At 68.2% G+C, this 21,771-nt stretch carries 12 protein-coding genes, 1 pseudogene and 1 riboswitch; of the genes and pseudogenes, 6 read left to right on the top strand and 7 right to left on the bottom strand.

The window, feature by feature from the left end; all coding sequences use genetic code 11:
• Positions 1–1,500 (bottom strand): CoA-acylating methylmalonate-semialdehyde dehydrogenase, encoded by a 1,500-nt coding sequence (locus AMYAL_RS0137790; RefSeq protein ID WP_020636496.1) that lies wholly within the window; start codon positions 1,498–1,500, stop codon positions 1–3.
• A gap of 159 nt (positions 1,501–1,659) precedes the next feature.
• A riboswitch (cobalamin riboswitch) is annotated at positions 1,660–1,845 on the bottom strand.
• A gap of 273 nt (positions 1,846–2,118) precedes the next feature.
• Positions 2,119–3,519, bottom strand: coding sequence for a short-chain fatty acyl-CoA regulator family protein (locus tag AMYAL_RS0137785; RefSeq protein WP_020636495.1), 1,401 nt, complete (start codon positions 3,517–3,519; stop codon positions 2,119–2,121).
• 148 nt (positions 3,520–3,667) lie between these two features.
• On the opposite strand from AMYAL_RS0137785, the gene AMYAL_RS0137780 reads away from it, so the two are divergent.
• Genes AMYAL_RS0137780 through AMYAL_RS0137770 form a run of 3 tightly spaced genes read left to right on the top strand, consistent with a single transcriptional unit; the run spans position 3,668 to position 7,180 of the window.
• Positions 3,668–5,149 carry an MmgE/PrpD family protein gene (locus AMYAL_RS0137780; protein WP_020636494.1) on the top strand — a complete coding sequence of 494 codons (1,482 nt, stop codon included), beginning with the start codon at positions 3,668–3,670 and terminating at the stop codon, positions 5,147–5,149.
• Positions 5,149–6,042, top strand: coding sequence for a methylisocitrate lyase (gene prpB / locus AMYAL_RS0137775; protein ID WP_020636493.1), 894 nt, complete (start codon positions 5,149–5,151; stop codon positions 6,040–6,042). The genes AMYAL_RS0137780 and prpB overlap by 1 nt, the downstream gene beginning before the upstream one ends.
• Positions 6,043–6,052: 10 nt before the next feature.
• Positions 6,053–7,180, top strand: a complete 1,128-nt coding sequence (locus AMYAL_RS0137770) for a bifunctional 2-methylcitrate synthase/citrate synthase (protein ID WP_020636492.1) — start codon at positions 6,053–6,055, stop codon at positions 7,178–7,180.
• Here AMYAL_RS0137770 and AMYAL_RS0137765 read toward each other — a convergent pair.
• Entirely contained in the window at positions 7,166–10,561 is a 3,396-nt protein-coding gene (locus AMYAL_RS0137765; RefSeq protein ID WP_020636491.1) for a DUF3376 domain-containing protein, read from the bottom strand. The two genes, AMYAL_RS0137770 and AMYAL_RS0137765, sit on opposite strands and share 15 nt — an antisense overlap.
• Before the next feature lie 97 nt (positions 10,562–10,658).
• On the opposite strand from AMYAL_RS0137765, the pseudogene AMYAL_RS0137760 reads away from it, so the two are divergent.
• Positions 10,659–10,868, top strand: a pseudogene (locus tag AMYAL_RS0137760) (DUF885 family protein); the annotation flags it as partial.
• Here AMYAL_RS0137760 and AMYAL_RS0137755 read toward each other — a convergent pair.
• Complete coding sequence (locus tag AMYAL_RS0137755) at positions 10,854–11,813, bottom strand: amidohydrolase family protein (RefSeq protein WP_020636489.1); 960 nt, start codon at positions 11,811–11,813, stop codon at positions 10,854–10,856. The pseudogene AMYAL_RS0137760 and the gene AMYAL_RS0137755 overlap by 15 nt on opposite strands.
• A gap of 126 nt (positions 11,814–11,939) precedes the next feature.
• On the bottom strand, positions 11,940–14,462 hold the full coding sequence (locus tag AMYAL_RS0137750) for a LamG-like jellyroll fold domain-containing protein (RefSeq protein ID WP_425332226.1): 2,523 nt from the start codon (positions 14,460–14,462) through the stop codon (positions 11,940–11,942).
• Positions 14,463–14,867: 405 nt separating this feature from the next.
• Here AMYAL_RS0137750 and AMYAL_RS0137745 point away from each other — a divergent pair, with 405 nt between their 5' ends.
• Together AMYAL_RS0137745 and AMYAL_RS0137740 are read left to right on the top strand one after the other, a co-directional pair.
• A complete protein-coding gene (locus AMYAL_RS0137745; RefSeq protein WP_020636487.1) occupies positions 14,868–16,451 on the top strand; it encodes an FAD-binding oxidoreductase in 1,584 nt (527 codons plus the stop codon).
• A gap of 87 nt (positions 16,452–16,538) precedes the next feature.
• The gene (locus AMYAL_RS0137740) at positions 16,539–17,927 is read left to right on the top strand and encodes a M20 family metallopeptidase (protein ID WP_020636486.1); all 1,389 of its coding nucleotides are present in this window, start codon (positions 16,539–16,541) and stop codon (positions 17,925–17,927) included.
• A 691-nt stretch (positions 17,928–18,618) separates the two neighbouring features.
• On the opposite strand, the gene AMYAL_RS0137735 is transcribed toward AMYAL_RS0137740, so the two are convergent.
• The gene (locus tag AMYAL_RS0137735; RefSeq protein WP_020636485.1) at positions 18,619–19,866 is read right to left on the bottom strand and encodes an HNH endonuclease signature motif containing protein; all 1,248 of its coding nucleotides are present in this window, start codon (positions 19,864–19,866) and stop codon (positions 18,619–18,621) included.
• Between the two features lie 408 nt (positions 19,867–20,274).
• Positions 20,275–21,699: an amidase gene (locus tag AMYAL_RS0137730; protein WP_020636484.1), complete on the bottom strand. Its 1,425-nt coding sequence runs from the start codon at positions 21,697–21,699 to the stop codon at positions 20,275–20,277.
• Between the last annotated feature and the right edge of the window lie 72 nt (positions 21,700–21,771).

The raw sequence follows: 21,771 nt of genomic DNA, 5'->3' as shown, positions 1-21,771 counted from the left end.
TCAGCTCATCGTCGGGATGACGAAGCTGGCGCCTTCCTTGGTGCCGGAAGGCCAGCGCGAGGTGACCGTCTTGGTCTTGGTGTAGAAGCGGATCGAGTCCGGCCCGTGCTGGTTCAGATCGCCGAAACCGGAACGCTTCCAGCCGCCGAAGGTGTGGTAGGCGATCGGCACCGGGATGGGCACGTTGACTCCGACCATGCCGGTGTTCACCCGCGAGGTGAAGTCGCGGGCGGTGTCACCGTCGCGGGTGAAGATCGCGACGCCGTTGCCGTACTCGTGCTCGCTGGGCAGCCGGAGTGCTTCCTCGTAGTCGGCCGCGCGGACGATCGACAGCACCGGCCCGAAGATCTCTTCACGGTAGATCCGCATGTCGCTGGTGACGTGGTCGAACAGGCAGCCGCCGAGGAAGAAGCCGTTCTCGTGACCGTCCACAGTGGTCTCGCGACCGTCGACGAGCAGCTTCGCCCCTTCCGCGAGGCCGACGTCGATGTAGTCGCGGACGCGCTGGACGGCCTCGGCGGTCACCAGCGGCCCGAAGTCGGCCGTCTCGTCGAGCGAGGCGCCGACCTTCAGCGTCTTGACACGTTCGGTAAGCCGGGCGGCCAGCGCGTCGGCGGTGGCCTCGCCGACCGGGACGGCGACCGAGATCGCCATGCAGCGTTCGCCCGCGGAGCCGTACCCGGCGCCGATCAGCGCGTCGACGACCTGGTCGAGGTCCGCGTCCGGCATCACGATCATGTGGTTCTTGGCTCCGCCGAAGCACTGCGCGCGCTTTCCGTGCGCGGCCGCGGTGGTGTAGATGTACTCGGCGATCGACGACGAACCGACGAAGCCGACGGCCTCGACGCGGGGATCGGTCAGCAGCGCGTCGACGGCTTCCTTGTCGCCGTTGACCACGTTGAACACACCCGGCGGCAGACCGGCTTCCAGGAAGAGCTCGGCCAGCCGCAGGGGGACCGACGGGTCGCGTTCGGACGGTTTGAGCACGAAGGCGTTCCCGCAGGCGATCGCCGGGGCGGCCTTCCACAGCGGGATCATCGCGGGGAAGTTGAACGGCGTGATCCCGGCGACCACGCCGAGCGGCTGCCGCATCGAGTAGACGTCGATACCGGTGCCCGCGTTGTCGCTGTACTCGCCCTTGAGCAGATGCGGGATGCCGATGGCGAACTCGACCACTTCGAGCCCGCGCTGGATGTCGCCGCGCGCGTCGGGGACGGTCTTGCCGTGTTCGGAGGTGAGCAGCCGGGCGAGGGAGTCCTCCTCGGCGCGGACGAGGTCGACGAACTTCATCAGCACACGGGCCCGCCGCTGCGGGTTCCAGCGGGCCCACTCGAGCTGGGCCTGCGCCGCGTCCGCGACCACGGTGGCGACCTCGTCGGCCGAGGCGAGCGGGACACGGGCCTGGACGGCGCCGGTGCTGGGGTCGAAGACGTCGGCGAACCGGCCGGACGTCCCCGCGACCGGCTTGCCGCCGACGAAATGACTGAGTTCGGTGCTCATGGATGCCCTTTCCGAAAGTACGCAGGACGAAGCCGCCCGAAGACCGCGATCGGCGGCCGGGCAGGGGAGTACGGACGACTTACCGCCGGGGTGGTGGCGGGTCGGCGACTTTCGCGCAGGCAGGAAGAATCCGCATGCGTTCAGCTCCATCCTCGTGGACGAACGTGGACATCTGCGGCCGGTATCCTGGCTCCCGGATCCGCGGCGGCTCCGGCCTTCCCGGCTCGCGCCAGTGGCCTTCTCTGCGGGAGCGCCGCTCCCCGGTCACAGTGGCGGGACCGCACCGGATTTCCACCGGCTTCCCTGCACCGCAGACCTGTGGACACCATAAAGTAGGAAGTCCGACTATGTCGAGGTTGTGGCGTACGCCTCAGCGGCCCCGCTCCATCGAGCGGCGGGGTGGTAGCTGGTGTTGCGAAAGCCACTTTCGCAACGTTGAAGGTTGCGAAAGTGGCTTTCGCAACGCTTCCGGCGGGACCACCTGCCCGGCGGCGGTAGCGGTCGGGAGCGGTAGCGGTCGGCAGTGCCGAGTGTCGCGAAAGCCACTTTCGAGACATCAGACGTCCCGAAAGTGGCTTTCGCGACACCGGGGCCGGCGGCCCCGCTCCGAATCGCGACTCAGGCGAGGGGTGGGTAGGGCAGCAGGCTGGAGGAGTGCTCGTCCACCCGCATTGGCTTCCCGATCGCGGGGAAGGCACGCTGCGGGCAGGCGGGCCGCTCGCAGACCTTGCAGCCCATCCCGATCGGGGTGATCGCCGCGCCGGTGCCGAGTGCCAGGCCGTCGGAGTAGACGAGCCGCCGGGCATGCCGCAGTTCGCAGCCGAGCCCGATCGCGAACGTCTTCCCCGGATCGCCGTGCCCGCCCGCCGCGCGGGAAACGGTGCGCGCGAGCCAGAAGTACTTCTTCCCGTCCGGGAGTTCGGCGATCTGCGTGAGGATCCGGCCCGGCGAACCGAAGGCTTCGTAGACGATCCACAGTGGACACGAGCCGCCGACCCTGGAGAAGTGGAACCCGGTGGCGGACTGGCGTTTCGAGATGTTGCCCGCGCGATCGACGCGGACGAACGAGAACGGCACCCCGCGTGTGCCGGGACGCTGCAAAGTGGACAGCCGGTGGCAGATCGTCTCGAAGCCGACACCGAAATGGTCCGAGAGCCGCATGATGTCGTAGCGGTACCGTTCGGCCGCGCCGAGGAAGACGCGGTACGGCAGCACGACCGCGCCCGCGTAATAGTTGGCCAGGCCGATCCGGGCGAGCCGCCGGGCGGTGTCGCCGCCGAAGTTGCCGCCGTCCACCAGCCGGTCGATCACGTCTCCGGCTTCCAGCAGTGCCAGTTCGGACGCGAGCCGGAAGGCGGCTTGCCCTGGTCTCAGGGCGGGGGAGAGGCGCAGGGTCTTCTCGCGTGCGTCGAAGTGGTGCTGGTCGGCGCCCAGGGGTTCGGCGACGACCTTGACTCCGTGCCGCTCCAGGAGCCCGGCCGCCAGTCCATTGCGGACTTCGCCAGGGTGCAAGCGCAGTGCGGCGGCGAGCTTCTCCGCGGGAGCGTCGAGTTCGGCGACGTGGTTGCGGCGTGCGTAGAACCAGTCACGGATCTCCTCGTGCGGCTGCTGCGCGGTCGAGCGATCGAGTCCCTGTTCGGTCACCAGCGTCGCGATGTTCTCCACCGCGTCCCGGTAACGCCGGTGGAGCGCGACGAGTGTCCGTGCCACCTCGGGCAGGGTGGTGGTCAGGGCGTCGACCTCGCCGGCGGAGATCGCGCCGCTGACGGTGTTGTCGTCGAACACCTCGCGTACGTCCGCGACCAGCCGCGCGGTGTCCTGGGCGGCGAAGAACTCCGTGTCCACGCCGAAGGTCTCGGTGAGCTTCAGCAGGACCGGCAGCGTCAGTGGTCTGCCGTTGTGTTCGAGCTGGTTGACGTAGCTCGGCGAGATCTCCAGCAGCCGCGCCAGCTCGGACTGCGTCATCGACCGGCCTTCACGCAGTTGCCGCAGCCGCGCTCCCGCGTACATCTTCTCCACAAGCCGACTGTAACAACTTTTACAAGCGGTCCGCGAACGTTCACAAACCTTCACAGGGCTCTGGCCTGGTGAACGGTACGCGGTCGGTGTCACGCTCGGTCGAGAGCACCACAAGCTTCACAAGGGATCCGAACCCCGAAGGAACGTAATGACCGACCACACCGTCCGCACCTACCGTTCCGCCGAGCCGCTGCCCCGCGAGGAGCAACTGGCGTGGAAGCTCGCCGCCGTCGCCACCGACGACGTACCGGTGTCACCCGAGGCCGCTGACATGGTGATCAACCGCATGATCGACAACGCCGCCGTGGCCGCCGCGTCACTTACCCGGCGTCCCGTCGCGTCCGCTCGTGACCAGGCGCTGGCGCATCCCGGCACACCGGGTGCGACGGTGTTCGGCGTCGAAGGACGGTACTCCCCGGAATGGGCGGCCTGGGCCAACGGCGTCGCCGTCCGGGAACTGGACTACCACGACACCTTCCTCGCCGCGGACTACTCGCACCCCGGCGACAACATCCCGCCGATCCTCGCCGTCGCCCAGCACACCGGGCGCACCGGCGCGGATCTGCTCCGCGGCATCGTCACCGGATACGAACTCCAGGTGAACCTCGTGCGCGGGATCTGCCTGCACGAGCACAAGATCGACCATATCGCCCACCTCGGCCCGTCCGTCGCGGGTGGCCTGGGGGCGTTGCTGGGCCTGGACACCGAGACCGTGTACCAGGCCATCGGGCAGGCGTTGCACACCACGACGACGACGCGCCAATCCCGCAAGGGCGAGATCTCCTCGTGGAAGGCCTACGCGCCCGCCTTCGCCTGCAAGGCCGCGATCGAGGCCGTCGACAGGGTGATGCGCGGCGAAGGCGCGCCGAGCCCGATCTACGAAGGCGAAGACGGCTTCATCGCCTGGCTGCTCAGTGGCCCGGACGCCGAATACACCGTGCCGCTGCCCGCGCCCGGCGAGGCGAAGCGGTCCATTTTGGACACCTACACCAAAGAACATTCGGCCGAGTACCAGAGTCAGGCACTGATCGACCTCGCGCGACGCCTCGGTCCGAAGGTCGGCGAACTCGGCAAGGTGGAGCGGATCCTCATCCACACCAGCCACCACACGCACTACGTCATCGGTTCCGGCGCGGGCGACCCGCAGAAGTACGATCCCCAAGCCAGCCGCGAGACGCTCGACCACTCGATCCCGTACATCTTCGCGGTGGCCCTCCAAGACGGCGAGTGGCATCACGAGAAGTCCTACGACAGGGCCCGCGCGACCCGGCCGGACACGGTGGAACTCTGGCGGAAGGTCGCCACCGTCGAGGATCCCGAGTGGACTCGCCGGTACCACGCGCCCGAACCGGCGTTCGGCGGCCGCGTCGAGATCACCCTGGCCGACGGCACCGTGCTGGCCGACGAGATCGCCGTGGCCGACGCTCACCCCGCCGGGGCACGGCCGTTCGCCCGCGAGCAGTACGTCGCCAAGTTCCGTACGCTGGCCGACGGGGTGATCGCCCTCGCCGATCAGGACAGGTTCCTCGACACGGTCACCCGGCTCGGGGAACTGGACGCGGCCGAGGTCGCCGGGATCGCGCTCCCGGCCGGGCTCGGCGCCGCGCCGACGAGCAAGGGGATCTTCTGATGCTGCACGCCACTCCGTCCGCCCCGCAGAAGCGCGCCGCTTTCCGTGCGGGGCTGAACTCCGGGACGCTGCAACGCCTTCCCGGCGCGTTCAACCCGTTGAGCGCCAAACTGATCGAGCGTCGCGGCTTCGAAGGCGTCTACATCTCCGGCGCCGTCCTCGCGGCCGACCTCGGCCTTCCCGACATCGGGCTGACCACGCTCACCGAGGTCGCCGGGCGGTCCCAGCAGATCGCCCGTGTCACCGCGCTGCCCGCGCTGGTCGACGCCGACACCGGGTTCGGCGAGCCGATGAACGCAGCCCGCACCGCGCAGGTGCTGGAGGACGCCGGTGTCGCCGGGATGCACCTGGAAGACCAGGTCAACCCCAAGCGCTGCGGGCACCTCGACGGCAAGGACGTCGTCGAACGCGACGTCGCGGTCCGGCGGATCACCGCGGCCGTCGCCGCCCGGCGCGATCCGGGCTTCGTCATCGCCGCCCGCACCGACGCCGCCGGGGTGAACGGCATCGAGGACGCGATCGACCGGGCCAAAGCCTACGCCGACGCCGGGGCCGACCTCATTTTCCCCGAGGCGATGCGGAATCCCGCCGATTTCGAACGGCTGCGCGCCGCCGTCGACGTCCCGATCCTGGCGAACATGACCGAGTTCGGCAAAAGCGAACTGCTCGACGTGCAAACGCTGGAGTCGCTCGGCGTGAACATCGTGATCTATCCGGTCACCTTGCTGCGTCTCGCCATGCACGCCGCCGACGCCGGGCTGACCGCCATCACCGAACAGGGCACCCAGGCGGAGCTGCTCGACCGGATGCAGCACCGTCGCGATCTCTACGACCTGCTCGATTACGAGTCCTACAGCACTTTCGACGAGAACGTCTTCACTTTCCGCCTCTGAGGGGACGACCATGTCTGCACCCAGTATCCACAAAGGACTCACCGGGATCGTCGTCGACACCACCGAGGTCTCGATGGTCAATCCCGAAACCAACTCCCTAACCTACCGCGGTTATCCCGTCCAGGACCTGGCGGAGAAGTGCCGTTTCGAGGAGGTCGCGTACCTGCTCTGGTACGGCGAACTGCCCACGCCGGAACAGCTGGCCGTCCAGAGCGAGGCCGAACGCGCACACCGGGCGCTGCCCGCCGACCTGGTCCTGACCCTGTTGTCCTTGCCCGAGACCGCGCATCCGATGGACACCCTGCGGACCGCCGTGAGCATTCTCGGCGCGCACGATCCACACGAGGACGACAACAGCCTGGAAGCCAACCGTGCCAAGGCACTCCGGCTGTTCGCCGCGCTGCCTGCCGTCGTCGCGCTGACCCAGCGGCGGCGGCACGGCCTGCTCCCGCTGGCGCCGCGCGACGACCTCGGCTACGCGGAGAACTTCCTGTACATGACATTCGGCGAGGTTCCCGAGCCGGTCATCGTCCGCGCCTTCGAGACGTCCTTGGTCCTGTATGCCGAGCACAGCTTCAACGCCTCCACCTTCACCTCGCGTGTCGTCACCTCCACGCTGTCCGATCTCTACAGTGCCGTCACCGCGGCGATCGGCGCGCTCAAAGGACCACTGCACGGTGGTGCCAACGAAGCCGTCATGACGACGTTCGAAGAGATCGGCACCGCGGGCGGCACGGAAGCCTGGCTGGCCGGGGCACTGGCGGAAAAGCGCAAGATCATGGGCTTCGGGCACCGCGTCTACAAGAGGGGCGACTCCCGCGTCCCGACCATGCGCCGGGCGTTGCAGGAGATCGCGGAACTGCGCGACGGCCACCACCTGCTCGACCTCTACGAAGCCCTGGCCCGCGCGATGCACGACGCGAAGGGCCTGCACCCCAACCTCGACTACCCGGCGGGCCCGGCGTACCACTTGATCGGTTTCGACACTCCCGTGTTCACCCCGATCTTCGTGGCCGCCCGCATCACCGGCTGGACCGCGCACATCGCGGAGCAACTGGCGGACAACAGCCTCATCAGGCCGTCGAGTGCCTACACCGGACCCACCGAGCGGATGATCAGCGGTTCAGGACCCCGCTGATCCGGTGGTCTGGCCCAGTGGCGGGTCGGGGAAGAACCGGGTCAGCATGAGCGTCTCACCGGCGATCGTGAGGTAGAGGGTCCCGGCGGCCATCCAGCCGGTGAGTGGCTCGCCGGGCCAGAGGACCACGGCCGACAATGCCGTCAGTGACGCGGCCAGCAGCGCCGGGACCAGCGCCGTGAGCACCACGAACGTGAGGCGCCGCCAGAGTCCGGTCCGGATCCAGACGGCCGTCACGCCCCACAGGGAGACCAGGACGCTCAGGGCGCTGAACCCGCCGACGAAAGCGGCGCGCTGCCAGCGGCCGAGTGCGAACGGCGACTCAACCCCACGAAGGACCAGGCCGAGACCGAGCAGGAAGAGAAACGTCCCGACGGCGAACGCGGCCACTCTCCGGAACGGTGTCGTGCCGTCGTGATCGGGGAGGTAGTGCCAGCAGAAGTATCCGCCTGCGAAACCGACACCGATGGCCAGGAAGAGATGACCCGGCATGCTGAACCAGCTGTCCGTGCCGACCGACACGGCCGCCCACGCGAGCAGCCCGGCGACCGCGCTCCACAGTGGAGCGAGGAATCCGATCAGCAGGGGCGGCACGACCATCGGTTTCGTGACCGCGAACAGGGTCCGGCCGAACCGGGCGCCCTTGCTCTTGCCCGCGGGCTGGACCGCCCGCCAGGCCACCAGGCCGAGACGCAGTCCCGCCCGGCGGAGATGGGCGTGCTTGAACAGTTTCCGCACCGTTTCGGAGCCGACGTCACCCAGCACGTGAGCCTCGTTCACGAGGCGGGTGAACGGGGGATCGGACGCCTTCTTCAGCTGTTCGGAGGTGGGCGGGAGGTCGCCGTTGCTCTTCATCGCCGCGAGACCGGTGAGCAACGGGATCTCCTGTTGCAGGATGTTCCAGTGCAGCCAGGTGGTGAGCAGGATCGGGAGCTTGTGCCGGACGTTGGCGGTCGTCACGTTCAGCGCCTCCCACGGGCCGATGAGCCCGGCGAGTTCGGGGCGCGCTTCGAGGTCGTCCGAGGTCTTGCCGAACACGGCGACGTAGTGCTCGGTGTAAAGGTCCTTGAGCCATCGGACGAGATCGGCGTCGTCCTTGTGCAGGAGACGCTCGCTTCGAGCGACGACGTCCACCAGGGAGCAGGCAGCGTCGAGCCTGCCCCAGGTCCAGTCGTTGAGCCGCCAGCGTGAGGACAGGAAGCTCGCGAAGTTCATCAGCTGGTTGCCGCTGAGCTTGCGTTCGACGCGCTGGACGTCGTCGGCGAGTGGAGCGTCACCCAGCAGGAGCGGTTCCAGTGGGCTCTCGGCGACCGCGGACATCGCGTGCACGCGGATCCGGCTGGGCTCGGACAACGGGTCCGGACGGATCGGGCCGATGATCAGCTCCGCGATGGCGAACACTTCCAGGGTCTTGTCCGGGCGGCTCGTCGTCGCCTCGTAGAGCGCGGTGAATCCAGGGACCTTCGCGAGGCTGGTGAGCCTGGAGACCAGTAGCCTGGACAGCTCCGCCACTCGCTTCCAGATCGGTTCGAGGAACGTCTGCGGGAAGTCCCGTCCGACGGGGAGCAGATCGGCCTGGACCGCGTGCTCCGCGACCTCGGCGACGACACAGCACCAAGCCTTCTCGTCGGTGAGACCACCCGCCGCTTCGAGGAAGCAGGCGAGCCGCTGGCACGCGGCCAAAACCCAGGGGAGTACCTCGAAGTCCGGTGATCCGCCCCGCAGGAGCAGCCGGTCACGGGCGGCGAGCAGCACCTCGCAGACGAAGCGGGTTTCGTACAGCTTGTCGCGGATCTCGCTGATCTCCTTCTTCTGCTCCGGGCTCAGCTCGTGCTCGGCCTCGATCGCCTGAACCCAATCGAGGACGAGAGCCACCGCGCGCGCCGGCGCCAGCAGCGAGCGGAACCAGGAAACGGTCAGTGTTTCCGTGCACGGCATGCAGACCAGGTCGGCGACGGCGGGACCTCGCAGGTGCTCCAGGATCGGTGCGGTCGCCTGGCCGCCGGTGAACGCGCGGCTGTCGGGGATGGGCAGCGGATCCGGGCCGGTCAGGGAGATCGGGTCGTCGACCAGCCTCGCCAGCCGATCGGCCTCGACGGAGGCGACGGCGTCCGCGTACCGGGGCATCAGGCGCCGTCGGGCGTCCACGTCGGGCAGATGCGCGAGGTCCGGGTCGCCGGGGAGGCCACCGGCCGTGCCGTGCAGCCGCTGCGCGGACGTCCAGGCGTCACTCAGCTCGGCGGCGTCGTCCAGCAGGGTCTCGCTGTTCATCTTGGTGCGGATCAGCGCTTTGACCACGCGCGCCATCCGGGCGAGCGAACCTTGCTGTGTACTGGTGGGCGGGAGTTTCGGTGGTGTCGGGGGCACCGGCTGCAGGTAGAGCAGCCACCGGTCGACAGGTGCCTGCGCGGGCGCCCCGGCGACGGCACGGATGGCCCACGACAGCGGTATGTTGTCGAGCACGCCGCCGTCCATCAACTGCGCCTGTTTGCTCCCGACGTCCGGGACACCGGTCTCGCTGCAGGTGCCGACGGCGTTGCGCCACGGTTTGCGGTCGATGTTCTGCGGCCCGGTCACGGTCAGCCTCGCCGGTTCGAACGCGCCGGGGAACGACGACGTCGTCCGCGCGGCATACGCCAGCCGGTCGAGATGGCCCGTCGAACCCGCCGGGAAATCGCTGAAAATCGGATGGGCGACGTCGCATTCGGTCCGGTAATGCCGGAAGGCGAGGTGGGCCTGCGACCAACTGGCGAGCAAGGCCTGCCCGACCGAAGGCCGCAGATATTCGTTGCGCGGGAATAGTCTGGTGGCGGTCAGGATCAGGCGCACCAGACGCGGGGAATTCCCGGTGCCCAACGAGGTTTCACACGACGTGTCGAGCAAGTGGTGCAATTGGGACGTGAGCCGTTGGTAGAAACCGCCGTCACCGTCGAGCAGGGACGGGGGAATCTTGTCCTTGGGATGCCGGGTGAGCGACTCGAGGTCGCCGAGTTTGAGCCAGATGTCGCGGATTCCGTCGTCGAAACGCATTCCGTAGACGAGGTGACTGGCCAGCAAGGCGCCGTTGAGGCCACCCGCGCTGGTCCCGGCGATGACGTCGACCTCGACGTTGTCGTAACCCGCGATCGTCAGGATCTCGTGATAAATGGCGCGCTGGGTCCGGTCGCGCGCCGTCACCGCCGGTGGTTCGTCCACCACACCGCCCGCGGACCGGAGAGCCGTGATTTCCCGGCAGGCGCCGCCCATCCAGACCGCGAGACTCACGCCACCGCGCATGCACAGCGCCAGGCGCAGATCGTGCGGGAGAAGCGGCGGATTCTTGCCCCCGTTTTCGCACACCCGGCTGGTCTGGCATCTCGATTCGTGATTCTCGGTCTTCATGGCTGCCTCCCTGCGAAGAGGTCGGCAATCGGCGTAGCGGGGTTACCCGAATGCGTAAAAGATGAACGGTCGTGATGCACCTGACGCCACTCACGACCCCGAAGCCGTCATCGAATGGCCCGGCCAGGCGCTTTCGTACCCGACGGGCAGGCTGGAGATCCAGCGGCTGCGTGCCCTCGCCGAGGAGCGCCTGGGTGAGGCCTTCGACATCCGCGATTTCCACGACGTCGTGCTGAGACACGGGCAGGTGCCGTTGCCCGTGCTCGGCGACATCGTGGAGGAGTGGATCGAGTCAGAGGCGAAGTAGCTTTTCGACGTTCCCGTGCGCGATCTTCTCGCGATCCGCTTCGTCGATCGGAGCGGTCTTGAGCAGGTTCACCATGGGCTCGTTCGGGGTGTACGGATGATCGACCGAGAAGATGATCCGGTCGGCCCCGAGCACGGCCAGCGCGCACTGCAGCGGCGGGAACGTCGCGTAGCCGCTGGTGGTGATGTGCACGTTGGTCTTGAAGTAGTCCGCGACCGGCTGGCGCAGCTGCTCGTTGATCGGCGTCAGCACGACGTCGATCCGCGACAGCGCGAACGGGATCATCTCGCCCATGTGGCCGATGATGATCTGCAGATCCGGGTACTCGTCGAGGACACCGGAGACGATCAGCCGCAGCAGGTGCAGCGCGGTCTCCGAATGCCAGCCCCAGGCCGCGGTGGCGAGGTTGTCGGCCTGGAGGTCGGAAAGGCCCGAGAAGTAGGCGTCCAGCACGGGTTTCGGCGGAAGCGCCGGATGCAGGTAGAGCGGGACCCGGAGCGACTCGGCGGCGGCGAGCACCGGCTGGAACGCCGCGTCGTCGAGAAAACGGCCGGTGGTGAGGCCGTTGAGCATCGCGCCCTTCAGCCCGAGTTCTTCGACGGCGCGGCGGAGTTCGTCGGCCGCGGCGTCCGGCGCCTGCACCGGCAGGGCAGCGAAACCGGCGAACCGGTCGGGATGGTGGGAGATCGCGTCGGCGAGCGCGTCGTTCGCCTGGCTCGCCCGGTGCGCTTCCTCCGGCTTCAGCGCTTCCGCGCCGGGGACAGCGTGGGACAGGACCTGGACGTCGATGCCGGCCGCGTCCATGTCCGCGATCCGGCCGCGCCCGAGGTCGCGGAGCTTCTTGCGGATCCCCACCATGATCGGGTGATCGCCCAGTTCACCCTCGCCTTCCTCGTTGTACAAGGTCGGATGGGTGAAATGCTCTTCGATGGCGATGACCTTCAACTGGATCCCTCCACGCGGACGATCACGGAATTCGCCGCCCAGTCTTCTCTTTTCGCGCGGAGTCCGGATCTTCCTTCGTGCCGAACACGCGGCGCCGGGAGTCGCCCCGGCGCCGCGTGATCGGGCTCAGTCGCGCTTCGCCAGCGTCGCGACCTCGGCGTCGGACAGCGGCCGGTCGTAGAACCGGACGTCGTCCACGGCGCCCCGCAGGAAGTCGACCTGCTGGCCGCCGTACTGGCCGCGGCCGATCACCGTGTGGCCGGTGCTCGGGGCGGCGGAACAGGCGTTCTGCGACGCGACCTTCTTGCCGTCGACGTACAGCGACAGCGTGCCCGTCTTGGCGTCACGGACACCGGTCAGGTGGTACCAGCGGCCGACTTCCGGCTTCTCCGGCGACAGGGCGCGGAGACCGACGAAACTCATCGCCCACCGCTGGTCCTGCCCGGAGTACTGCAGGAAGAACGCGCTGTCGCGGCCGGTGTCCTGACTGGCGACGGTCTGGAACGCCCCGCCCGCCTCGTCCAGCTTCGCCCACGCCGAGACCGAGTAGCTGCCCGCCGTGTTGACGAGGCTCGCCCCGGTGTCGGCCTGGCCGTTGCCCGCGAAGGCCAGCGCACCGCCCTCGACACCGCCTGCCCACTGCGCGTTCGTCAGCGTCGCGTGCGCGGTGCCGGCCGAGTCCGCGGCGCTCGATCCGGTGCCCTCGTTGAACTTGTAGGCGTGCACTCCGGTGATCCCCGGCGTGCCGGGGCCGGGGTCGGGCGCGCCGGAACCGCTGCCGTCGGCGTTGCGGATGATCGCCTGATTGACCGCGCGCACCTGCGCGAAGTCCATCTTCTTCACCTGCCTGTCGTAGGTGAAGAAGCCGTTGACCTCGTGCTCGACATCGGTGATCTGCGTGTAGATCGAGCCGCTGATGCCGCAGCTCTGCGCGGAGGTGAGCACGTCGCGCTGGTTCTGGACGTAGCGGCTGTTCAGGGTCGCCTGGTCCTTCACCATCTCGTAGGCGTGGCCTTCGCCGAACCACATGTGGTCCTTGACTTCGAGGCCGTAACCGCCGTGTTCGCCGTCGATCGAGATCCGCTTGGCGTCGGGCATCGGCTTGGCGGGACCGGGGTAGGAGTGCCAGTCGAGGACGTCGCCCTTGCCGGAGTCGCCGAGGGAGTCGCAGCAGTTGACCCCGCTGTGCGCGTTGACCAGCCGGGTCGGATCCTGGGCCTTGACGCTCTCGGCGACCTTCCCGGTCTCCTCGCGCGACCACTCGGCCCAGCCCTCGTTGAACGGCACGTAGCCGACGATCGAGGTCCAGTTCTTCTTCTGCTCCACCAGTTCCTTCAGCTCGGTCTTGAACTGCCGCTGGGCGTCGACGGGCGGGCGGCCGCCGGTGCGCATCGACGGCATGTCCTGCCAGACGAGCAGGCCGAGTTTGTCGGCGTGGTGGTACCAGCGATCGGGTTCGGTCTTGATGTGCTTGCGGACCGTGTTGAACCCGAGGACCTTGTGCTGTTCGAGGTCGAAGCGCAGCGCCTGGTCGGTCGGCGCGGTGTAGATGCCGTCCGGCCAGTAGCCCTGGTCCAAAGTGGACTGAAGGAAGAGGATCTTGCCGTTGAGGGTGAACCGGAGCTTGCCGTCGGCGCCCTTCGTGGTGCCGAATTCGCGCATGCCGAAGTAGGACGACACCTTGTCCACGGTGCGGCGGCCGTCCTTCAGTTCGACGTCCAGGTCGTAGAGGAACGGCGAATCCGGCGACCAGAGCTTCGCCTTGGGCACCGGCAGAGAAAAAGTCCCGGAGGCGGCCGCCTTGCTGCGGCTGACCACCTTCTTGCCGTCGCGGACCACGGCCTCGACGGTCAGCCCGGAGCTGCCGCCGGTGTCGACGGTGAGCTTGAGCGTGGAGGACTTGAGATCGGGGACCATGCCGAGCGTGCCGACATGCTTGGCCGCGACGGGTTCCATCCACACCGTCTGCCAGATGCCCGAGGCGCCTTCGTAGAAGATCCCGCGGTCGGGGACCAGCCGCTGCTTGCCGACGGGCTGCCAGGTCGCGTCGGCACGGTCCTCGACGCCGACGATGATCTCCTGCTCTCCCTTGGCTTTCAGAGCGGAGGTGACGTCCGCGGAGAACGCGCCGTAGCCGCCCTGGTGCGCGGCCACCTCCTTGCCGTTGACGTAGACCTTCGCCTTGTAGTCGACGGCGCCGAAGTTGATCCGCAGGGTGTTGCCCTTGCCCACGTCCCAGTGCTTGGGCACGGTGAACGTGCGCCGGTACCACATGTAGTCCTCGTGCCGCTGGATCCCCGAAAGCGCCGATTCGGTGGGGTAGGGGACCAGGATCTTCTCGGCGAGCTTCTCGCCGAACGGCGGGACCTCGCCGGGGGCGGCGCCGGCGAACTCCCAGATCCCGTTGAGGTTCTGCCAGTTCTCGCGCACCAGTTGCGGCCGGGGGTACTCGGGCAGCGCGTTGGCGGGCGACACCTGGTTGGTCCACGGAGTGGTCAGGCGTGGCTTGCCCATCTTCCAGCCGCTGTCCGCGGCCGTGGCGGCTCCCGGCGTCAGCGCCAGGGCGGCTATGGCGACCACCGCGGCGGTCAGGGGCTTCCGGAAGCGTCTCGGCTTCCGGGGGCGGGGTGGTGACAACGTTGGCAGCATCTGTTCGACACCCTTCTCCGGGGGCGGCCGCCTCGGCGGAGGTGCGCCTCCCACTGGACCTGTGCAGGCGTGAAACCACGACCCCGTGGGCGGCGGGAACCGGTGTGAGCCGGGCCACGGCTGGCCGTCAGGACGTTTTTACATCGTTGATACAACGTTGTAAAGCGTCGAAGGCCGCTAATCGGTCCTGGGCGGCGGAGCTGTCCGGTGTGTCAGGCGGGAGTGGATCGGGGCAGTCACCCATTCGTCAGGCTCCAGGCCGAACGGAATGAGCGGGCCATCGACGTCCAGGAAGATCAATGGACGTCGCCCGGAATCCGAAGTCACGGCGGCACACTGATCTCGTTGACACGAGAACTGACCGATAAGTAACTTACTATCGAGTTAGATCGAAGGGAGGCATCGATGCCGACCGAGGAGCGATCCTGGTGGGGCTGGGGCACCACCGACGGCGAACTGTCCAAGGAGGAGTCCGAGGCGCTGGTCGCCCGCACGGCGGGAGTCCTGCCCGGTCACGACTTCACCGACCACGCCCCGCCGGAACTTGCGGAGCTCGACGTCCCGGCCTCGCGGATCCGCCCGCCCACGGCGCTGGCCGCGTTGTGCAGCGACGTTCCCGTCGACAGGTTGTCTCACGCCAGGGGCAAGGCTTTCCGTGACGTCGTCCGCAATCTGCACGGACAGCTCGACCACGTCCCGGACCTGGTCGCCCGCCCACGCTCGGAACAGGACGTCGTCGACCTCCTCGACTGGTGCACGGCCTCCGGTACCCCGCTGATTCCCTACGGCGGCGGCAGTTCCGTCGTCGGCGGGATCGAACCGCGGTTCGACGGTCCGGCGGTCTCGATGGACCTGGCAGGCCTGGACGCCGTGCTCGAAGTGGACACCATCAGCCGCGCGGCCCGGATCCAGGCCGGGATCTTCGGGCCGGCGCTGGAAGACCGGCTTCGCCCGCTGGGACTGACCTTGCGGCATTTTCCGCAGTCGTTCGCCCATTCGACGCTCGGCGGCTGGCTCGCCACCCGCGCGGGCGGGCATTTCGCCACGCTCGCCACGCATATCGACGATCTCACCGAGTCGCTGCGCGTCGTCACCCCGGCCGGGATCAGCGAATCGCGGCGCCTGCCGGGATCGGGCGCCGGACCGTCGCCGGATCGGCTGTTCCTCGGCTCCGAGGGGACACTCGGCGTGATCACCGAAGCCTGGATGCGCCTGCAGGACCGGCCGGTCTGGCAGGTCACCGCGTCGGTCGCCTTCGAACGGCAGGAGGACGCCGTCGCCGCGACCCGCGCGATCGCGCAGTCCGGGCTCCACCCGTCGAACTGCCGTCTTCTCGACCCGGCCGAGGCCTTCATCAACGCGGGCGCGAGCGTGGGCGGCGGACTGCTCCTGGTCGGGTTCGAGTCCGCCGATCATCCGGTCGACACCTGGCTGGAGCGCGCGCTCGAACTGACCGCGGGTCACGGTGGGATCGTGAAAGCCAGGCGAGGCAAGGATTCCCCCGGCCGGGACAGTGCCTCGACGTGGCGTTCGTCGTTCCTGCGGATGCCGTACCAGCGCGACGCACTGGCCCGCCGGTCGCTCATCGTGGAGACCTTCGAGACCGCCTGCACATGGGACGCTTTCGACGAGTTCCACGACGCGATCACCTCGGCGGCACGCGCCGCGATCGACGACGTGTGCGGCGGCGCCGGTGTCGTCACCTGCCGTTTCACCCACGTCTACCCCGACGGTCCCGCGCCCTATTACGGGATCTACGCCGCCGGGCGCTGGGGGAGCACGGTCGCGCAGTGGGACGAGATCAAGGCCGCCGTCTCCGAGGCGATCGTGGGCCACGGTGGCACGATCACCCATCACCACGCCGTCGGCCGCGACCACCGGCCCTGGTACGACCGGCAGCGTCCCGGCCCGTTCGCGGCCGCGCTCACCGCCGCCAAAGCCGCCCTCGATCCGGCAGGGATCCTCAATCCAGGGGTGCTGATCCGCTGACCAGCGCACGGACGAACTCGTACTCGGGGCTCAGTTCGCCGCACTTACGCTCCTCAGCGACACTCGACGAGCGAACCGGGAGACACCGTGGCAATATCCGCAGAACTGGTCTCGAAGGCCCAGGAACACGTCGATTCGGGAGCTTTCTTCGCCGAGCTCGCCGAGCTCGTCCGGTATCCGACCGTGAGTGATCATCCGAGCGGCCGCGTTGCCATCAAGGCATACCTGGACGAGGTCCTGACTCCGGCACTGACCGCACTCGGCTGTTCCGTGTCGACGTATCCCAATCCCGACCCGGCAGGCGGACCGTTCCTGATCGGCACCCGGATCGAGTCCCCCGAGCTGCCGACACTCCTCTGTTACGGCCATGCCGACGTCGTCGATGGGCACCAGGGCCGGTGGAGCGACGGCCGGGACCCGTGGACGCTGACCGCCGACGGCGAACGCTGGTACGGCCGCGGTTCCGCGGACAACAAGGGACAGCATCTGATCAACCTGACCGCGCTCAGGCTGATCCTCGCCGAGACGGGGTCGCTCGGCTTCAATCTGAAGTTTCTGTTCGAGACCGGCGAGGAGATCGGTTCGCCCGGTCTCGACGAGTTCGTCATGGCACACCGGGAGGACCTGAACGCCGACGTCCTCATCGCCTCCGACGGCCCGCGCCTGGACGCGGCGACACCGACGGTGTTCCTCGGCGCGCGGGGCAGTGTCCGGATCGCCCTCGACGTCGACCTCCGTCCCGACGCCTACCACTCGGGGAACTGGGGTGGCGTGCTGCGCAATCCCGCCACCACCCTCACCGGGGCGATCGCCTCTCTCGTCGACGGGCACGGTCGCGTCCTGGTACCGGAACTCCTGCCGCCCGGCCTCCCGGACAGCGTCCGCGCGGCGCTCGCCGACCTCGAAATCGGGACCACACCAGGAGATCCGGCGCTGGACGAGGGCTGGGGCGACACCGGGCTGACCGCGGCGGAGCGACTGTATGGCTGGAACACCCTCGAAGTCCTCTCACTCGGCGCGGCCGACATCGAGCGGCCCGTCAACGCCATCCCCGGACGCGCTCGCGCGATGCTGCAACTGCGGTACGTCGCGGGCACCGACGTCGACCGCGTGGGTGAGGTGATCACCGCACACCTTGCCGCGCAAGGGTTCTCGATGGTCGACGTCACCGCCGAAGCCAGCTTCGTCGCCAGCCGGACCCCTGTCGACGATCCCTGGGTGGGCTGGGCGAAGGACGTCCTCGACGAGGTTTCCGGCCATCCGGTGGCGATCCTGCCCAGTTTCGGCGGCGGCCTGCCGAACCATGTGTTCACCGACGTCCTCGGGCTGCCGACGCTGTGGCTTCCGCATTCCTACCCCGGCTGCCTGCAGCACGCGCCTGACGAACATCTCCTCGCGCCTATCGCCCGCGAAGGCGTCGTGCTCGCCACGGCGCTGTTCCATGCCCTCGGACGGCGTGGCGGGGAGACGCGATGAGCGACCGGACGGCCCATCGGCAAGACGTTCTTTCCCGGCGGGAACGCGGCCGTCCAGCTCGTGCGGGCGTACGCGGTCTTCGGGATCACGTTCCTCGTGCGTCCTCTCGGCGGTCTCGTGCCCGTCGGCGTGATCGTCGCGCGGCTGATCCACGGGTCGCCGCGGGCGGGGAATTCGGGCGGCCACGTCGTTCCTGATCGAGCAGGACAGCGGCCAGGGCTTCGCGACGCTGCCGTCCGCCGGATTCGCCGCCGTGCTGACCGCCTCGCTCACCGCCGACGCGATGATGTCGTGGGGCTGGCGGATCCCGTTCGTCTTCGGGCTGCTCGTCGGCCCGGTCGGCTACTGCATCCGGCGTCACATCGACGAACCCACAGGGGGCGCTGGTCGCCCTGATGATCACCGCCGCCTTCCTGCTCGTGGAACTGCTGAAGGCCACCTACTTCGGCGCGGCTCCCCTCGACGATGGCAGGGGTACTCCCGGCGCACACACGGGTGACAGGGCTTTCGTTCGCCTGCAACGCGACCGTCGGGGTCTTTCGGCGGATTCACGTCGACAATCGTGACCGCCATGATCGCGGCCAGGCGGCGTCGTGGGGTTCGGTGATATTCGGGAAAGTGCAGTCCGGGTTCGGCCCCTTGAGCATGCCGAGGGGCCCGTCGCCGGTGGTGGTGGCGGGCTCCTCAGGGTTCAGCGGTGGTTGCGGCGTGGCTTTTGTAGCGGGTCCAAATATTGGGGCGGGATGAATTCGGGCCGTCCGTCGGTGGCGATGTGGACTGTCCAGCCGGATTGCCCGTGGATGACCATGTGGTGGTAGCGGCAGAGCAGGCACAGATTGCCGAGGTCGGTATCGCCCAGGTGTCCCCACGGAAGAATGTGGTGGGCCTCGCAATGCTTGGGTTTGCGGTGACAGCCGGGGAAGGCACAGCCGTGATCCCGGAGGTTCAGGGCCCGGCGTTGTGCGGGGGTGACGGTACGGGCGGCACGGCCGATGTCGAGCGGTTCACTCTCCGACCCGAGCACCGCAGGAATGATCTTCGCGTCACAGGCCAGCATCCGGGCATGACGGGCGGTGATCTGGGAGACCTCATCCACACACGCGTATCCCAGTCCCGACGTCAGGGTCTCCAGAGGAATGGTGACCACGATCGTGGTCCGGTCCCCGGACAACGTCGGTGCCTTGTCATTGGTCATCGCATAGTGGATCGCATCGAACAACGCGTCGCCGTGGCGTTCGCCGGGGGTGCGGGGATCGCGGTTGCCGTCCTCATCGACAGGTCTTCGCTGTCCCCACGTCTCAAACAACGCGTTCGCTCTTGCACCGAATTCGGGGTCGAGAAGGCCGTTGAGCCGCCACCAGCCATCGTCACGTTTCCGCAGATGCACCTCGCGGGACGGTGGCGTGAGGTCTTCGTCCTTGGGTTCGTTGCCGTCGGGGTCGAGGTGGGCCAGCAGTTCCGCGCCGCCGTTGATGATCTGCTGCGGACCGGCGTTGCGGGCGAGGTTGACCAGGATCTGCTCCGCCCCCGACCGGTCCTCCTCCGACACCTCGGCCGGGATCTTCTTGAGCACCGCCAGCAGCGGGTCCAGCTGCTGGTGGCCGAGGTCGCCCTCGGCCGCAGCCGCACCCGCGAGCGGAGCGAAAGCCGGAGCGGGGGTCCCGTCCAGATTCCGGCCCTCGTTCAAGGCGATCGCCCGCGCCACAGTGGCACCCGCTTCTTTGGGGCTGATCCGGGCGGTTTCGGCGAACCAGCCTGCCGTCGAGCCGTGCCCGAACAGCTCCATCGGGCCACGGGACTCGATCTCTACCAGGAACTGCCCGACTTCAGCCAGCGCCTGGCGTGCCAACGACATGCGCTCGACCACGCCGTGCGCGAGTTCCCGCGCACCGGCACGCCACAGCTCGTGTGGCGGTTCGAGGATTCGTTGGCTGGACACCCCGCAAGAATACCAAGAATCGAACAAGTGTGCGAATGTGAAAAGTGTTCTAGTTGACGTCAAATGGTCAGTGTGCGTGTTGCATGCGATGGAGTGGGGTTTCCCCTTGGAGCCGGACATCCTGGTGTCGCGTTTGTCGAAATATCCGGAGCAGTTCCGTCGGGATGCGGTGGAGCTGTCGGCCACCGAGCACCCCACGAAACCTGAAGCAGCTACAGTCACTAACAAGCCGCGTGAAACCCCGTGTCCGGAATCCGGGGGAAACTCCAGGAGCGTGAGTTGATCGGGTGTTGTCATTCGATCGTGTCGCGTGAGGTGAACAACAAAGGTGGCCGTGACCAGTGCTGGCCGTTGAAGGTGGGGGGTGGTCACACGGTCGGCCGTCAATCGTCTACCACCGATCGGTGCTCAGGAGAGGTCAGGACGACGTTCACCGTGCCGCGTCGCCCGCTCGAACATGTGGGCCGCGCGAAGCAGGCTCAGCTCGCCTCGGTGCGGGCCGATCATCTGCAGCCCCACCGGGCTGCCGTCGGGCGTGAAGCCTGCGGGCACGGAAATCGCCGGGCACCGGGTGGCCGAGATGGCGGAGGACGACCGCATCCAGTCGATGTAGTCGCGCATTTCGTGCCCGGCGACGGTTTCCGGGTACTCCCACCGGATCGGGAACGGTGGCACTTGACTGACGGGAGCCAGCAGCAGGTCGTACTTCGAGAAGAACTCCCGTGTCGAGGCGACAAGCCGGGTCTGGAGGACGCTGGCCTTCTCCACCCGCTGCCCGCTGAGCGTGCCGCCGTACGCGATTTCGGCAGCGAGGGTCTCCTTGATCTGTCCGGGATGGGCTTCGGCCAGCGCGCCGAGGTTCAGGTGGAAGATCCGGGCCCGCAGGGTCCGGAAGACCTCGTCCGCGTCCGTGAGGTCGGGGGTGGCCTCTTCGACCTCGCAGCCGAGATCCCCGAACACCTTCACCGCCGGTTCGAGCACCTGGCTGACGGCGGGGTCGACAGGGAGTCCGCCGAGATCGGGGGACCAGGCCACGCGCAGCCCGGTGAGGTCGGTGTCCAGCGGCTCCGCGAACGGCGCAGCCGGTTCCCGGAGGCTGGACGGGCTGTGAGGGTCGTAGCCGGCGATCACCGACAGCAGGAGCGCGACGTCCTCGACGGTGCGGGCCATCGGGCCGTGCACGGCGAGCCACGACGCGGGGAGGCTGCCGGGTCCGCCAGGGACTCGGCCGGGAGACGGCCGCAGGCCGACCACGTTGCAGAACGACGCGGGATTGCGCAGCGACCCGCCCATGTCGTTGCCGTCGGCGAGCGGGTGCAGTCCGGCGGCCAGCGCCGCGGCCGCTCCGCCGCTGCTGCCACCGGCGGACAACAAGGGGCGGTACGGGTTGCGAGTCGCCCCGAAGACGGGGTTCATCGTGTGCGAACCCGCGCCGAACTCGGGGACGTTCGTCTTCCCCAGGGTGATCACGCCCGCGGCGCGCATCCGTTCCACGATGGGCGAATGCGCGGTCGGCACGTTGTCCGCGAGCAGCGGCGAACCATAGGTGGTGCGCACCCCGGCGACGTCGTGATTGTCCTTGTGGGCCACCGGGATCCCGTGCAGTGGGCCGACTTCCTCGCCGTGGGCCAGCCGTTCGTCGGCCGCGGCGGCGTCGGCGAGGGCCTGGTCCGCGGTCAGCGTGACGATCGCGTTGATCGCGGGATTGACCCGTTCGACACGGTCGAGATGGGCGGTCACCACTTCTCGCGCGCTGACTTCACGGGTGCGCAGGCGCTTCACCAGCTCCACTGCGGGGAGGTGGCAGAGTTCGTCTTCGATCACGTCCTCCATCGACTCGTGAGAATGGTCGAATTCTCGGCTGCGGTGACCAGGTCCGACAAGGTCTCCTCGACAACTGGCGGA

Origin of the sequence: Amycolatopsis alba DSM 44262 (assembly GCF_000384215.1) — a bacterium.
Taxonomy (GTDB): Bacteria; Actinomycetota; Actinomycetes; order Mycobacteriales; family Pseudonocardiaceae; genus Amycolatopsis; species Amycolatopsis alba.
This window is presented reverse-complemented; position numbering and strand designations above follow the sequence as displayed.

What these genes read in the sequence shown, in the direction of transcription:
- AMYAL_RS0137790 (WP_020636496.1), bottom strand. Translation starts at nt 1,500, where the DNA reads ATGAGCACCGAACTCAGTCATTTCGTCGGCGGCAAGCCGGTCGCGGGG.
- AMYAL_RS0137780 (WP_020636494.1), top strand. Translation starts at nt 3,668, where the DNA reads ATGACCGACCACACCGTCCGCACCTACCGTTCCGCCGAGCCGCTGCCC.
- prpB (WP_020636493.1), top strand. Translation starts at nt 5,149, where the DNA reads ATGCTGCACGCCACTCCGTCCGCCCCGCAGAAGCGCGCCGCTTTCCGT.
- AMYAL_RS0137770 (WP_020636492.1), top strand. Translation starts at nt 6,053, where the DNA reads ATGTCTGCACCCAGTATCCACAAAGGACTCACCGGGATCGTCGTCGAC.
- AMYAL_RS0137765 (WP_020636491.1), bottom strand. Translation starts at nt 10,561, where the DNA reads ATGAAGACCGAGAATCACGAATCGAGATGCCAGACCAGCCGGGTGTGC.
- AMYAL_RS0137750 (WP_425332226.1), bottom strand. Translation starts at nt 14,462, where the DNA reads ATGCTGCCAACGTTGTCACCACCCCGCCCCCGGAAGCCGAGACGCTTC.
- AMYAL_RS0137745 (WP_020636487.1), top strand. Translation starts at nt 14,868, where the DNA reads ATGCCGACCGAGGAGCGATCCTGGTGGGGCTGGGGCACCACCGACGGC.
- AMYAL_RS0137730 (WP_020636484.1), bottom strand. Translation starts at nt 21,699, where the DNA reads ATGGAGGACGTGATCGAAGACGAACTCTGCCACCTCCCCGCAGTGGAG.